The 13,218-nt window shown below is 72.2% G+C and carries 13 protein-coding genes; 7 read left to right on the top strand and 6 right to left on the bottom strand.

The window, feature by feature from the left end:
* Nucleotides 1-161 precede the first annotated feature (161 nt).
* The gene (locus tag QSK18_RS26835; RefSeq protein ID WP_352396661.1) at nucleotides 162-926 is read left to right on the top strand and encodes an SDR family oxidoreductase; all 765 of its coding nucleotides are present in this window, start codon (nucleotides 162-164) and stop codon (nucleotides 924-926) included.
* Between the two features lie 69 nt (nucleotides 927-995).
* Here QSK18_RS26835 and QSK18_RS26830 read toward each other — a convergent pair whose 3' ends face one another.
* Genes QSK18_RS26830 through QSK18_RS26820 form a run of 3 tightly spaced genes read right to left on the bottom strand, consistent with a single transcriptional unit; the run spans nucleotide 996 to nucleotide 4,874 of the window.
* Entirely contained in the window at nucleotides 996-2,390 is a 1,395-nt protein-coding gene (locus QSK18_RS26830) for a metallopeptidase TldD-related protein (RefSeq protein WP_285624674.1), read from the bottom strand.
* Nucleotides 2,387-3,901, bottom strand: a complete 1,515-nt coding sequence (locus QSK18_RS26825) for a TldD/PmbA family protein (RefSeq protein WP_352396660.1) — start codon at nucleotides 3,899-3,901, stop codon at nucleotides 2,387-2,389. The genes QSK18_RS26830 and QSK18_RS26825 overlap by 4 nt, the downstream gene beginning before the upstream one ends.
* Nucleotides 3,894-4,874, bottom strand: a complete 981-nt coding sequence (locus tag QSK18_RS26820; protein WP_285624669.1) for a quinone oxidoreductase family protein — start codon at nucleotides 4,872-4,874, stop codon at nucleotides 3,894-3,896. The genes QSK18_RS26825 and QSK18_RS26820 overlap by 8 nt, the downstream gene beginning before the upstream one ends.
* 363 nt (nucleotides 4,875-5,237) lie before the next feature.
* Here QSK18_RS26820 and fabG point away from each other — a divergent pair, with 363 nt between their 5' ends.
* Both fabG and fabI read left to right on the top strand, forming a co-directional pair.
* The gene (fabG, locus tag QSK18_RS26815) at nucleotides 5,238-5,942 is read left to right on the top strand and encodes a 3-oxoacyl-[acyl-carrier-protein] reductase (RefSeq protein ID WP_232814028.1); all 705 of its coding nucleotides are present in this window, start codon (nucleotides 5,238-5,240) and stop codon (nucleotides 5,940-5,942) included.
* Nucleotides 5,943-6,012: 70 nt separating this feature from the next.
* Nucleotides 6,013-6,786, top strand: a complete 774-nt coding sequence (fabI, locus tag QSK18_RS26810) for an enoyl-ACP reductase FabI (protein ID WP_232814027.1) — start codon at nucleotides 6,013-6,015, stop codon at nucleotides 6,784-6,786.
* A gap of 86 nt (nucleotides 6,787-6,872) precedes the next feature.
* Here the strand turns inward: fabI and QSK18_RS26805 are convergent, their stop codons facing one another.
* The 3 genes from QSK18_RS26805 to QSK18_RS26795 all read right to left on the bottom strand — a co-directional run bounded on the left by QSK18_RS26805 (nucleotide 6,873) and on the right by QSK18_RS26795 (nucleotide 9,497).
* Nucleotides 6,873-7,451 (bottom strand): SixA phosphatase family protein, encoded by a 579-nt coding sequence (locus tag QSK18_RS26805; protein WP_232814026.1) that lies wholly within the window; start codon nucleotides 7,449-7,451, stop codon nucleotides 6,873-6,875.
* Nucleotides 7,448-8,761 (bottom strand): phosphoserine phosphatase SerB, encoded by a 1,314-nt coding sequence (serB, locus tag QSK18_RS26800; RefSeq protein WP_285624664.1) that lies wholly within the window; start codon nucleotides 8,759-8,761, stop codon nucleotides 7,448-7,450. The genes QSK18_RS26805 and serB overlap by 4 nt, the downstream gene beginning before the upstream one ends.
* A 133-nt stretch (nucleotides 8,762-8,894) precedes the next feature.
* The gene (locus tag QSK18_RS26795) at nucleotides 8,895-9,497 is read right to left on the bottom strand and encodes a helix-turn-helix domain-containing protein (protein WP_232814024.1); all 603 of its coding nucleotides are present in this window, start codon (nucleotides 9,495-9,497) and stop codon (nucleotides 8,895-8,897) included.
* A 93-nt stretch (nucleotides 9,498-9,590) separates the two neighbouring features.
* Between QSK18_RS26795 and QSK18_RS26790 the strand changes: the two genes are divergently transcribed.
* The 4 genes from QSK18_RS26790 (at nucleotide 9,591) to QSK18_RS26775 (ending at nucleotide 13,174) form a co-directional block, all read left to right on the top strand.
* A complete protein-coding gene (locus QSK18_RS26790) occupies nucleotides 9,591-10,538 on the top strand; it encodes an NAD(P)/FAD-dependent oxidoreductase (RefSeq protein ID WP_285624660.1) in 948 nt (315 codons plus the stop codon).
* A complete protein-coding gene (locus QSK18_RS26785) occupies nucleotides 10,535-11,167 on the top strand; it encodes a class I SAM-dependent methyltransferase (protein WP_285624657.1) in 633 nt (210 codons plus the stop codon). Before QSK18_RS26790 ends, QSK18_RS26785 begins: the two co-directional genes overlap by 4 nt.
* A gap of 190 nt (nucleotides 11,168-11,357) precedes the next feature.
* The gene (locus QSK18_RS26780; RefSeq protein WP_285624654.1) at nucleotides 11,358-12,512 is read left to right on the top strand and encodes a sensor histidine kinase; all 1,155 of its coding nucleotides are present in this window, start codon (nucleotides 11,358-11,360) and stop codon (nucleotides 12,510-12,512) included.
* On the top strand, nucleotides 12,509-13,174 hold the full coding sequence (locus QSK18_RS26775) for a response regulator transcription factor (protein ID WP_285624651.1): 666 nt from the start codon (nucleotides 12,509-12,511) through the stop codon (nucleotides 13,172-13,174). The genes QSK18_RS26780 and QSK18_RS26775 overlap by 4 nt, the downstream gene beginning before the upstream one ends.
* The last annotated feature ends 44 nt before the right edge of the window (nucleotides 13,175-13,218 follow it).

Below are 13,218 nucleotides of genomic sequence, written 5' to 3'. Positions count from 1 at the left end.
AATGATGCCGCATGGCTCCGGCCGCGAGCACAGTACTTTCAGGCCCGTCCGATCGGACGAGGTGTGCAGCACGATCCGCCCGGCCAATCACTCTAGAGTGTTCGATCAGTCACTGTGCGTCAGGGGGCGCCGTCGCGCGCGTGAAGAACGGGATGAACTCGATGGATCTGGGGCTGTCGGACCGGGTGTACGTGGTCACCGGGGCGTCCAAGGGGCTGGGGCGGGCCTGTGCGGAGCTGCTGGCGGCGGAGGGGGCGCGGATGGTGCTCTGCTCCCGCAACGAGGAGGAGCTCAAGGCCACCGCGGCCGCGCTCGGGGGCTCGGAACGGGCGATCGCGGTGCCGGGTGACCTGAGTGATCCCGGGATCGAGACCTGCCTGGTAGCAGCCGCGGTGGCGCGTTACGGGCGGCTCGACGGCGGGCTGATCAGCGTGGGCGGGCCGGCTCCGGGCACCGTGATGGACCTGGAGGACGGCGCCTGGCGGGTGGCGTTCGAGGAGACCTTCCTGGGCCCGCTCCGGCTGGCCCGCACGATCGGCAAGCTGGCCTCGCGCGAGGGCGGCTCGGTGGTGATGGTGCTCTCCACCTCGGTCCGCGAGCCGATCTCGGGCCTGGCCCTGTCGAACGGGCTGCGGCCCGGTCTGGCGATGGCCGCCAAGTCGCTGGCGAACGAGCTGGGCGAGCGCAACGTCCGGGTGAACGGCATCCTGCCCGGCCGGATCGACACCGACCGGGTGCGCACGCTGGACGCGTCCGGTGGCCGTCCGGAAGAGGCCCGGCGGCAACAGGAGTCGCGGATCCCGCTGGGGCGCTACGGCGAACCGCTGGAGTTCGCCCGGCCCGCGGTGTTCCTGCTCTCTCCCGCAGCCAGTTTCGTCACCGGCACGATGCTGACCGTCGACGGCGGCCTTTCCCACGGGCTCTAGAAACTGCCGAACTTGAGGACGTTTGTGAGCACTATGGGTGCCCACAAACGTCCTCAAAGTGGTTGCCTTTCAGGACCCCTCGGCCACCGTGGACATGTTGAAGCCCTCGATCCGCAGGGCCGGCATGGCGGTGCGGGTGAACCACTCGCCCCACTCGCGGCTCAGGCAGATCTCGGTGGCGCCGTACGCCTCGACCCGGCCCAGCAGGTCGACCGGGCTCTCGTTGTAGCGGAAGTTCTTGGTGGCGCCCACCACTTCGCCGTTCTCGATCACGTAGACGCCGTCCCGGGTGAGCCCGGTCAGCAGCAGGGTCTGCGGATCCACCTCGCGGATGTACCACATCGAGCTCAGCAGCAGCCCGTGGTCGACCCCCTCGAGCAGGTCCAGGGTGCTTCCGGTGCCGTCGGTCCCGGTGAGCACCAGGTTGTCGGCCGGCGGAACCACCGGCAGACCGGTCAGTTCCGAGCTGAACCGGGTGGTGGGCAGCGCGCTGATCGTGCCCTGGTCGAGCCAGGTGGCCGCGGGCGCGGGCAGGCCGTTGTCGAACACCGAGGCCGTGGGGGAGGAGGCGCCGGTGAGAACCCGGTCGGCGCAACCCAGTCCGAAGTGGTACGGGTCGCTGAGCAGGCTGAGCGGGGTGTCGCTGATCTTCTCGCCGACCCGGGTACCGCCCCCGGCGCCGCCCAGCTTCGAGAACACGCTGCGGCCCTCGTACGCCGAGCGGGCGTCGGCCGACCACAGGTAGTAGATCATCAGGTCGGCCACCGAGGTCGGCGGCAGGATCGTGGTGAAACGGCCCGGCTCGACCTCGATCTGGCGTTCCTGCCAGCGCAGCCGGGTGGCGATCTCGTCGTCCAGCGCCAGCACGTCCACGTCGCTGAAGTCGCGGGTGGCCCCGGCCACGTAGGCGGAACGGCTGCGGGCCGCGGCCTTTCCGGTCAGCTCGATGGTGCCGCGGGGCTGCTCGTGCCGGTAGCGCAGGCCGCCGGTGGTGCCCAGCCAGGTGGTGACCACCTCGTGCAGGGCGAAACCGAACGACTCGCGCCCGGCCGCCCGCGAGCGGCCGAACACCTCGCCCAGCGCCTCGGCCACCCCGGCCAGGGTGGAGGCGCCGGTCTCGGCGGCCGGGTCGGTGAAACCGGGCAGTTGGTCACCGGTGACGAAAGGCGCTGCGTCTTCGGCCGGTTCGCCCTCACGGGCGAGGGCGACGGTGTCGCGGACCAGCGCCCGCACGCCTTCGGCGTCGAGCCCTTCCCGGCTCAGGACCCCGGCGCTGGTACCGCCGGAGACCGGGGCGCCGACGATCACGGTGACGGTGCGGGAGCTGGTGAGGCCGTTGGTGGTCAGCCCGCTCAGCGCCCAGCGCAGGTTCACCGTGGACGACTGCGAGACCAGCACGGCCGCACCCAGACCCGGGCCGACCTCGGCCAGGGCGATCTCGACGAGCTCCGCGGACGTGGTCATCGGCCCCCCTCAGCGCGCGTGTTCAGCACCTTGACCTGCTCGAAAAGTGTTGCTGGGGCGCCGTGGCTGACCCAGGCCGACTGACCGGGCTGGGCCTTGCCGCAGTTCGAGGCGCCGCCCAGGTAGTAGGAGCCGGCCCCGCCCAGGCCCTTGAGCGAACCCCAGAAGCTGGGCGTGGAGCCCTGGTACGCCGCGTCCTTCACCTGGCCGGCCAGCTTGCCGCCCCGGATCCGGTAGAAGCGCTGCGCGGTGAACTGGAAGTTGTACCGCTGCATGTCGATCGACCAGGACTTGTCGCCCACCACGTAGAGGCCGTTCTCCACCCCGGCGATCAGGTCGGCGGTGGTGGTGGCGTCGGCCGAGGGCCGCAGGCTGACGTTGGCCATCCGCTGCACCGGCACGTTGAGCGCCGAATCGGCGTAGGCGCAGCCGTTCGAGGACTCGAAACCGCAGCGTGCGGCCATCGCCCGGTCGAGCTGGAAGCCCTGGAGCACTCCTTCGGAGACCAGGTCCCACGAGCGGGTTGCCACGCCCTCGTCGTCGAAACCGGTGGTGGCGCCGCCGTGCTCGACCGTGCGGTCGGCAGTGACGTTCATCAGCGGGCTGCCGTAACGGAACGCTCCGATCCCGTCGAGGCGGGCGAAACTGGTTCCGGCGTAGGCGGCCTCGTAGCCCAGTGAGCGGTCCAGCTCGGTGGCGTGGCCGACCGACTCGTGGATGGTCAGCCACAGGTTGGTCGGGTCGATCACCAGGTCGTAGTCGCCGGCCTGCACGCTCGGCGCCTTCACCCGCTCGGCCAGATGCTCCGGCAGGCCGGCGATCTCGGCGTCCCAGTCCCAGCCGTCACCGGTGAGGTACTCCCAGCCCCGTGCCGTCGGGCCGGCCAGCGAGCGCATCGACTCCGGGCCGTCGGCGGCGATCGCCACGACCGTGATCTCCGGCTCGACCAGCACCCGCTGCTGCCGGGTGACGGTACCGGCCAGGTCGGCGTAGTACTTCTGCTCCTTGGCCATGTGCAGCAGCACGTCGCAGTGGTCCACGCCCGCGGCCGCCAGCAGCGGGTGCGACCAGCCGGCCAGGTGCCGGGTGCGCTCGGCGGCCGGCACGGCGAACGGGTCCTGCCGGTAGGACGAGACCCAGCGGGCGTCGGCGTGCACCGGCTCCGGCGCCAGCTCGACCCGCTCGGCCACCAGGGGCCGGGAGATGCGGGCCACCTCCAGCGCCCGCTCGGCGGTGGCCACCGCGGCGGCCGGGGTGAGCTCGTCGGTGGCGGCGAAACCCCAGACCCCGTCGAGCAGGACGCGCACCGCCAGCCCGGCGGCCGAGGAGTCCGAGCTGGACGAGAGCCGGGCGTCGCGCATCTGCGTGGTCGACGTGCGCATCCGCTGCACCCGCAGGTCGGCGTGCTGCAGCAGACCGGCCCCGGCCGTGCGCGCGTGCTGCAGCGCGGCGTCGGCCAGGGTGTCGAGGGGAAGGTCGAGGAAGTCCTGGTCGATCGCCTGGTCAGTCAGCGGGGTTCTCCTTCACCGGGGTGGGACGGCCCTGGCCGGAGACGTCCAGCACGAGCTTGCCGGTGCTGCGGCGGCTGCGCAGGTCCTCGTGCGCCCGGCCGGCCTCGGCCAGCGGGTAGCTGCCGCCCACGATCGGGCGCAGCACCCCGGCCCGCACCATCGAGCTGAGCTCCTCCAGCGCGCCGGCCAGCATCCCGGGCCGGGCCACCGCGTGCGGGAGCCAGAAACCGGTGAGCGTGATCGAGCGCTTCATCAGCCGGCCCACCTGCACCGGCTCCGGCGGGGTCTTGGAGGCGATGCCGAAGACCGCCAGCCGCCCCAGCGGGCGCATCGCCGCCAGGGTGCCGTCGAACACGTGGCCGCCGGCCATCTCCAGCGCCACGTCGGCGCCCTTGCCGCCGGTGGCCTGCAGCAGCGCCTCGCGCACCTCCTCGGCCGTGGTGGTGGCCGAGATGTCGATCGCCGTGGTGGCCCCGAGCGAACGGGCCAGCTCGCACTTGGCCTCGCCGGAGGCGGTGGCCACGATCGGCCCCGCGCCCCAGGCCCGGGCCAGCTGCACGGCCATCGTGCCGACGCCGCCGGCCGCGGCGTGGACCACCACGGTCTCGCCCGGGCTCAGCTGGGCGCTGCGCCGCAGCAGGTGCCAGGCCGTGGTGCCGGGCACCAGCAGGGCCAGCGCCTGGGCGTCGCCCAGCTCGTCGCTCACCGGGTAGGCCAGCGCGGCCTTGGCCACGGCCCGCTCGGCGTAGCCGCCGCCCGCGGTCAGGGCCAGCACCCGGGTGCCCTCCGCGAAGGTGCCGGTGGGGTCGGTCAGGACCCGCCCGACCACCTCGCCGCCGGGCACGAAGGGCAGCGTCTGACGGGTCAGGTAGGTGTCCTCGGCCTGGTGGGTGTCGGCATAGTTCACCCCCGCCGAGTCGACCTCGACCAACAGTTCGCCCGCGCCCGGCGCCGGGTCCTCGAGGTCGGTCACCCTGAGTACCTCGGGTCCGCCGAACTCGGATATCTGCACAGCTCGCACGGCGCGAACCTACCCCTTTGGCGGCCGCGGTGTGGTCCAGGTCGCACACCCGGGCGAATCGCCGGGCCCGGGCAACACTGTCTGTTCCGGTGCGGACCGGGCGCCGGGAAGCCGTCCTTGTACGGTTCCTACAGTTTTCCGATCCGACCTTTGCCCCCGGTGCGCTGGTGCGTCGCGGTTCCACGGTCGGATAACGTCACCCCGGGCCTTCGGTCGCCGATTCCGGTCCGACCGGCCGGGCATCACGGACAGCGAACACGGGCTGAGCGTGGTGTGACCGGACAGACAAGAGATTCCGCTCCTGGAAGGGTGATCGTGGCGCGCAGCGTGCTGGTGACAGGTGGTAACCGGGGGATCGGGCTGGCAATCGCCCGCGCGATGGCCGAGGACGGCGACGACGTCACCGTGACCCACCGCAGCGGCGAGCCGCCGGCCGGGCTGAAGGGCGTGATCTGCGAGATCACCGACGCCGAGTCGGTGAAGAACGCGGTCGCCCAGGTCGAGGCCGACCAGGGCCCGATCGAGGTGCTGGTGGCCAACGCCGGCGTCACCCGCGACACCCTGCTCATGCGGATGAGCGACGACGACTGGGACACCGTCGTCGACACCAACCTGGGCGGCACCTTCCGCTGCGTGCGGGCGGTCAGCAAGTCGATGATCAAGGCCCGCCGGGGCCGGATCATCCTGATCGGCAGCGTGGTCGGGCTGATGGGCTCGCCCGGTCAGGTCAACTACGCGGCCACCAAGTCGGGTCTGGTCGGGATGGCCCGGGCGATCACCCGGGAGATCGGCGGCCGGGGCATCACCACCAACGTGGTGGCGCCCGGTTTCATCGACACCGACATGACCGCCGAACTGCCGGAGAAGCTGCGCAACGAGTACCTGAGCCGGATCCCGGCCGGGCGTTTCGGCAACGTCGACGAGATCGCCGCCACGGTGCGCTTCCTCGCCTCCGAGCAGGCCGCCTACATCACCGGCGCGGTCATCCCGGTCGACGGTGGCATCGGTATGGGCCACTGAGCCCCCAGCTTTTCGCCCGCGGCCAGACCGGCCGCGGGCGCTTTCGCGTCAATTGAAAGGGACTGCACGAATGGGACTGCTCGAGGGCAAGAAGCTGCTCGTGACGGGTGTGCTGATGGACACGTCCATCGCCTTCCATGCCGCGAAGGTTGCCCAGCAGGAGGGCGCCGAGGTGGTGCTCAGCTCCTTCGGCCGGCAGATGAAGCTCACCCAGGCCATCGCCAAGCGGCTGCCGAAGACCCCGCCGGTGATCGAGCTGGACGTGACCAGCACCGAGGACCTCCAGAAGCTGCCCGAGCGCGTCGGTGAGCACGTCGACGGCCTCGACGGTGTCCTGCACTCGATCGGTTTCGCCCCGCAGACCGCGATGGGCGGCAACTTCCTGAAGACCGAGTGGGAGGACGTCGCCACCGCGCTGCAGATCTCCGCCTACAGCTACAAGTCGCTGGCCGTGGCCGCGCTGCCGCTGATGAAGTCGGGCGGCGCGATCGTCGGCCTCACCCTGGACGCGCGGATCGCCTGGCCGGCCTACGACTGGATGGGTGTGGCCAAGGCCGCCCTGGAGTCGACCAGCCGCTACGTGGCCCGCGACCTGGGCCCGAAGGGCATCCGCAGCAACATCGTGGCGGCCGGCCCGCTGCGCACCACCGCGGCGAAGGCGATCCCGACCTTCGAGGCGTTCGACGAGCTGTTCCAGACCCGCGCCCCGCTGGGCTGGGACGTGCGCAACCCGGAGCCCACGGCGAAGGCCTGCGTGGCCCTGCTGTCCGACTGGTTCCCCTCCACCACGGGCACGATCGTGTACGTGGACGGCGGGTTCCAGGCGATGGCCGGCAACGTCTAGAAACGTCCATAACCCCGGAACCCCAGAACGGAACGATGGACGCCCGAGGCGACTCGGGCGTCCATTGTTCGGTTCTGGTGGGTGGTTCAGCCGATCGAGCCGCCGCCCTCGGCACGCGGCACCACGAACTGCTCCAGCCGCCCGTCGCCGGGGGCCAGGTCGGCCCACTCGCGTTCCACTGCGAGCACCGCGATGCCGCCGGTGGGGTAGCCGTTCTTGACGTGCTGCACCGCGTCGGGGTCGGAACCCGCCCCGGCCAGGGCGACGGTGGTCTCGGACATGGCCGGTTCGTGCCCGACCACCACGACCACCGAGGCGGACGGAGCGGCCTGGCGCACCGTCTCGATCACGTCGAAGGTGCCGGCCTCGTAGAGCGCCGGCACGTAGTGCACCTCGGGATGCGGCTCGGCCGGGCCCTCCTGGCTCTTCACCTCGGTGGTCAGGCCGTCGAGCACCGAGCGCCAGGTCTGGCGGGTGCGCCGGGCGGGGGAGCAGAACACCACGTCGGGCACCGCGATCCGGGCCAGTTCGTGCCCACCCACCTCGGCGTCGAGCAGGCCCCGGGCGGCCAGCGGGCGGTCGGTGTCGGCCTGCCCGGGCGTCGGCTGCTCCGCCTTGGCGTGCCGGATCAGGATCAGCCTGCGGGTCGGGGTGGTGGTGCTCATCGTCGGGTCCCTCCGGTGTCCTCGAGCTCTGCCGATGTGCCTGCCGATGTGCCTGCCGGGGTGCTGTCGGGGATGGTGTCCGGCTCCTCGTCCGCGTCCTCGATCTCGGCGCGCGGGATGCCCAGGAGGTAGAGCACGGCGTCGAGGTAGGGCACGGTGACCGCGGTGTCGGCCTGCTCACGCACCACCGGCTTGGCGTTGAACGCCACCCCCAGGCCCGCGGTGGCCAGCATGTCCAGGTCGTTGGCGCCGTCGCCGATGGCCACGGTGCGCGAGAGCGGCAGGCCCTCCAGCTCGGCGAAGTGCCGCAGCGAGGCGGCCTTGGCGGCCCGGTCGACCACCTCGCCGACCACCCGGCCGGTGAGCCGCCCGTCCTCGATCCCCAGCTGGTTCGCCCGTACGTGGGTGATGCCCAGGTCGCGGGCCAGGGGGGCGACCACCTCGATGAACCCGCCCGAGACCACGCCCAGGGTCAGGCCCAGGCGGCGCAGGGTGCGGGTCAGGGTGAGGGCGCCCGGGCTCAGCCGGACCGAACGGTAGACGTCGGTCAGCACGCTCTCGGGCAGGCCGGCCAGGCAGGCCACCCGCTCGTGCAGGCTCTGCTCGAAGTCCAGCTCGCCGCGCATCGCCCGCTCGGTGACCGCGGCCACCTTCTTCTCCGCCTCCGGCCCGGCGTGGGCCGCGAGCAGCTCGATCACCTCGTCCTGGATCAGCGTGGAGTCCACGTCCATCACCACCAGCCGGCGGCCCCGGCGGGCCAGCCCGGCCGGGCACACCGCCAGGTCGGCGCCGTGCGCCATCGCCTCGGCGGCCAGCTCGCGGCGCAGCACCTCACCGTCGCCGCCGGAGACGTCGAGCTCGAGCGTGGTCACCGGGAACCGGGAGATCCGGCGGATCCGGTCGATGTTGGCGCCGTGCTCGGCGATCCGCCCGGCCACCCCGGCCACCGCCGAGGGCCGCAGCGGCGCCCCGAGCAGGGTGACGGCCAGCCGGTTGCGCCGGCGCGGGGAGTTGTCGCCGGTACCCGGCTCGCCGCTCACGTCCAGCCCGAGCTCGCCGCCGACCAGGCGTACCGCCGAGATCATCCCGGCCTCGTCGGCGCCCGCGGTGACCAGGACGGCCAGCGTCAGGTACCCGCGCACCACGACCTGCTCGACGTCGAGAACCTCGACCCCGGAACGGGTCAGGACCTGGAAGACGGCCGTGGTCACGCCCGGGCGGTCCGGGCCGGTCAGGGTGAAGAGCACCGTGCGGGGCGCCGCCGGGGCGGGCGCCGGGAGGGCGGGGATGACGTCCTGCTGCGTGGTCACGGCATCGAGGCTAGTCGAGCGTTGCCGGATTGAAACCATCCCACCCTCTCTGACTTCGGCCTGACTTCGGCCTGACTTCAGCCGGGCTTCATCCCATCGGACCCGCCTTTCCCACCCGTGCGGGTGGCCTCGCTCAGGTGCCCGCCCGGGGCCGGGCGCGCACGTGCAGCCGCTCGCCCTGGGGCCCGAACAGACCGATCACCTCGGCCGGCCGGTCGCCCGGATTGCCCATCCAGTGCGGGGTGCGGGTGTCGAACTCGGCCACCTCGCCGGGCTCCAGCACGAAGTCGTGCTCGCCGAGAACCAGTCGCAGGCGGCCCTGCAGCACGTAGATCCAGTCGTAGCCCTCGTGCACGCGCTGGTCCTCCGGGGTGGGCTCGCGACCGGGGAAGTGGGGTGGATAGACGATCTTGTACGCCTGCAGACCACCGGGCCGGCGGGTCAGCGGCAGGTACGCCGCGCCGTTGCGCTCGAAGCTGCGCAGCTGCACCCGGGGGTCGCCGGTGGGCGGGGCGTCGACCAGTTCGTCCAGCGGCACCTGGTGCGCCCGGGCCAGCGGCAGGAGCAGTTCCAGGGTGGGGCGCCGCTGCCCGGCCTCCAGGCGGGACAGCGTGCTCACCGAGATGCCGGTCTCCTCGGCCAGTTCGGCCAGCGTGGTGCCGCGCTGCTGCCTCAGCAGGCGCAGTCGGGGGCCCACGGCGTGCAGGACGTCCTCGAAGTCACCGGTGTCGCTCACCCCTCTATTTGCCGTTCCGGCAACAAAGCTTGTCAACCCTGGAACTCGAGGCGCACCTTTGCGGCACAGACGTTCCCAGAGAGGTGGTCCGAGATGAACGACAAGTACGACGTCGTGGTGGTCGGTGGCGGTGCGGCCGGGCTGAGCGGGGCGGTGGCGCTGGGGCGCTCGCGCCGATCGGTGCTGGTGATCGACGCCGGGGAGCAGCGCAACGCCCCGGCCGAGGGCATCCACAACTACCTGGGCCGGGAAGGCCTGAACCCGCTGGAGCTGGTGGCCGTCGGTCGCGAGGAGGTGGCCCGGTACGGCGGCACCACCGTCAAGGGCCGGGTGAGCGAGGTCTCACGCCGGGACTCCGGGTTCGCGGTCACCCTGGACGAGGGTCGCGAGGTGCAGGCCCGCCGGCTGCTGATCGCCACTGGCCTGAAAGACGAACTGCCTGCCGTGGAGGGTCTGGCCGAGCACTGGGGCAAGAACGTCATCCACTGCCCCTACTGCCACGGCTACGAGCACCGCGACCAGGCGATCGGCGTGCTGGCCACCACCCCGATGGCGGTGCACCAGGCGCTGATGTTCCGGCAACTGTCCGCCGACGTGGTGGTGTTCGCCCACACCGGTCCGGAGATCAGTGCCGACGGCCGGGCGCAGCTGGCGGCGGTCGGGGTACGGGTGGTCGAGGGCGAAGTGGCCGCGGTGGAGAGCGGGCCCGGCGGCGTCACCGGTCTGCGGCTGACCTCCGGCGAGGTTGTCGCGCGGCAGGTTGTGGCGGTCGGGCCCAGGTTCGAGGCCCGGCTGGACGGGCTCAAGGGGCTGGGGCTGGAGACCGCCCCGATGGAGGTGGAGGGCTTCGTGCTGGGTACCTCGCTGAAGGTGGACCCGACCGGCCGGACCGAGGTGCCCGGGGTCTGGGCGGCCGGCAACGTGGCGAATCCGATGGCGCAGGTGATGGTCTCGGCCGGGCAGGGCCTGATGGCCGGGGCGGCGATCAACGGCGACCTGATCCAGGAAGAGGTCCGGGCAGCGATGGCGGGCGCACAGTGAGTCAGGACCTGCGCGTCTGGTTCGAGGCCCCGGCCTGGGAAGAGCGGTATCGCGCGGCGGAGCCGTTGTTCAGCGGCCGGGTGAATCCGCAGCTGGTGGACGAGATCTCGGACCTGGCCCCGGGCTCGGCCCTCGATGCGGGCTGCGGTGAGGGTGGTGACGTGTTCTGGCTCGCCTCGCGCGGCTGGCGGGTCACCGGCGCCGACTTCTCGTCGGTGGTGCTGGAGAAGAACGCGGCCCGGGCCGCGGAACTGGGCCAGGAGATCGCCACCCGCACCGAGTGGATCCACGCCGACCTGCGCACCTGGACCCCGCCGCGCGGCCAGTACGACCTGGTCACCAGCCACTTCCTGCACCAGAGCGGGCAGGACCTGTTCCGCCGCCTGGCCAGTGCGGTGGCGCCGGGCGGGCAGCTGCTGATCGTGCTGCACAGCCCGCTGGATCTGGAGACCACCATGGGACGCCCGAACGTTCCGGAAGGTTTCTGGACGGCGGAGCAGATCGCCGCCGCGCTCGACCTGGACGGCTGGGAGGTGCTCACCTCCGAGGCCCGGCCGCGCCCGGCCACCGATCCGGAAGGCCGCGAGATCACCATCCACGACACGGTGTTCCGGGCCCGGCGGGGCTGAGGCGCGAAACTGCGGAGTCGGGTGGGCTCTGGCTCCGCGCCTCAACCTTTCCCGATCTTGCCTGTGTCTTCCCGGTGGGGGTACCGCCCGGAGCCGGAGGCGTTGGGGGAGGGCGGGCTTTGCGCGGTCCCCAGATTCAGGCGTACTTCCGGCCGATCCGCCCTGGCTCGACGTCGCCTACCTTGAAACCGTGACCGCCCTCCTGCGCTCCATCTGGAACGCGCCCCGCCCGCCCGGCGCCCGTGCCCCCCACCGGTTCGACGCCGCGCTGGTGTTCGCGGCCGCCCTGGTCACCCTGCTGGAAGGCGTCCTCCGTCCCGACCTGCCCAACCGCGTCCTCTCGGTCGTCACCACCCTGGCGCTCACCCCGCTGCTCTACTGGCGCCGGGCGTACCCGATGCACACCGTCGCCATCGCGTTCACCGTGCTTACGGTCGTCCCCATAGCCGCCGGGGGGCGCGAGCCGGACATGGGCGCGCTCGCGGCGATGCTGCTCCTGATCTATGCGCTGTTGCGCTGGGGATCGGGGCGGGAGGCGGTGATCGGCCTGACCTTCGTGGCGGTCAAGCTGCTCCTGTGGCAGGTGTACGACCCGGCCGGGGCCACCGAGTGGGTCGAGTTGCTGGGCGGGGCGGGAGTTCTCACCACCTTGGGCGCGGTGGCCCTGGCGGTGCGCTATCGCGCGGGCACCTACGAGCGCGAGCTGGAGCGGGTGAAGCTGCTGGAGCGGGAGCAGCTGGCCCGCGACCTGCACGATGTGGTGGCGCATCACGTCTCGGCCATGGTGATCCGGGCTCAGGCCGGGCTGGCCCAGGCGGCGGTGACGGGCGACCAGCAGCCGGCGGTGCAGGCCCTGGGCGTGATCGAGGCCGAGGCGTCGAAGGTGCTCACCGAGATGCGCACGATGGTGCGGATGCTGCGTCGCGACGAGGAGGCCGAGCTGCTGCCCAGCCCGGGGGTCGCCGACATCGCCCAGCTGGCCGGTCCGGGCGAGGGGCCGGCGGTCGAGGTCAGGATCATTGGGGACGTCGGTGGGGTGCCTCCCGGGGTCGGTTCGGCGGTGTATCGGCTGGCTCAGGAAGCAGTGACGAATGCGCGGCGTCATGCTCGCGGCGCTACCCGGATCGAGGTGCTGGTCGAAGGAGACCCCGAGCACCTTCGGTTGTCGGTGACCGACGACGGGGAGCCGGTCGCGGCCGTACGTCCGGCTCTCTCGCCGGGGTACGGGCTGATCGGGATGGCCGAGCGTGCGCACCTTCTGGGAGGAACCTGCGCAGCCGGGCCAGGAGACGTCCGGGGCTGGGTGGTGACGGCGCTGCTACCCCGGGCAGGCTGGTCGGCATGAACGACATTCGCGTGCTGGTGGCCGACGACCAGGAGCTGGTGCGCACCGGGCTGCAGATGATCCTGCAGGTCCAGCCCGGCATCGAGGTGGTGGGCACGGCCGCGGACGGCCTGCAGGCGCTGGAGGCCGCGCGCTCGCTGAAGCCCGACGTCGTCCTGATGGACGTACGGATGCCGGGGATGGACGGGCTGGAGGCCACCCGCAGGCTGGCCGGCCCGGACGTGCCGGACCCGGTCGCGGTGGTCGTGATCACCACCTTCGACCTGGACGAGTACGTGTACTCAGCACTGCGGGCCGGAGCCCGGGGCTTCCTGCTCAAGGACGCCGGCCCGGCCCTGCTGGCCCAGGCCGTGCACGCCGCGGCGGCCGGCGACGCCCTGATCGCGCCCAGCGTGACCGCCCGGCTGCTGACCGCTTTCGCCTCGTCGGGGCCGCGCGCCGGCGGGCAGCAGCCGGTGGAGCCGCTGACCGACCGTGAGGAGCAGATCCTGCTCACCGTGGCCCAGGGCCGCACCAACGCCGAGATCTCGGCCGAGCTGCACATCAGCCTGAGCACGGTGAAGACGCACATCGCCAGCCTGATGGCCAAGCTCGGGGTGCGGAACCGGGTGGAGATCGCGATCTGGGCCTACGAGACCGGCCGGGCCGGGCGCCGTTCCTGACCGAAAGTACGAGCGCCGGCTCGGTCCGCGGTACGGCGTAGGTC

This window comes from Kineosporia sp. NBRC 101677 (assembly GCF_030269265.1).
In the GTDB taxonomy this organism is placed as follows: Bacteria; Actinomycetota; Actinomycetes; order Actinomycetales; family Kineosporiaceae; genus Kineosporia; species Kineosporia rhizophila.
The sequence above is the reverse complement of the archived record's forward strand: the minus strand, read 5'-3'. Positions and strand labels throughout refer to the sequence as shown.

Coding starts and splice junctions, on each gene's coding strand:
- QSK18_RS26805 (WP_232814026.1), bottom strand. CDS start 7,451: ATGAGCACCACCACCCCGACCCGCAGGCTGATCCTGATCCGGCACGCC.
- QSK18_RS26830 (WP_285624674.1), bottom strand. CDS start 2,390: ATGACCACGTCCGCGGAGCTCGTCGAGATCGCCCTGGCCGAGGTCGGC.
- QSK18_RS26775 (WP_285624651.1), top strand. CDS start 12,509: ATGAACGACATTCGCGTGCTGGTGGCCGACGACCAGGAGCTGGTGCGC.
- fabI (WP_232814027.1), top strand. CDS start 6,013: ATGGGACTGCTCGAGGGCAAGAAGCTGCTCGTGACGGGTGTGCTGATG.
- QSK18_RS26835 (WP_352396661.1), top strand. CDS start 162: ATGGATCTGGGGCTGTCGGACCGGGTGTACGTGGTCACCGGGGCGTCC.
- QSK18_RS26790 (WP_285624660.1), top strand. CDS start 9,591: ATGAACGACAAGTACGACGTCGTGGTGGTCGGTGGCGGTGCGGCCGGG.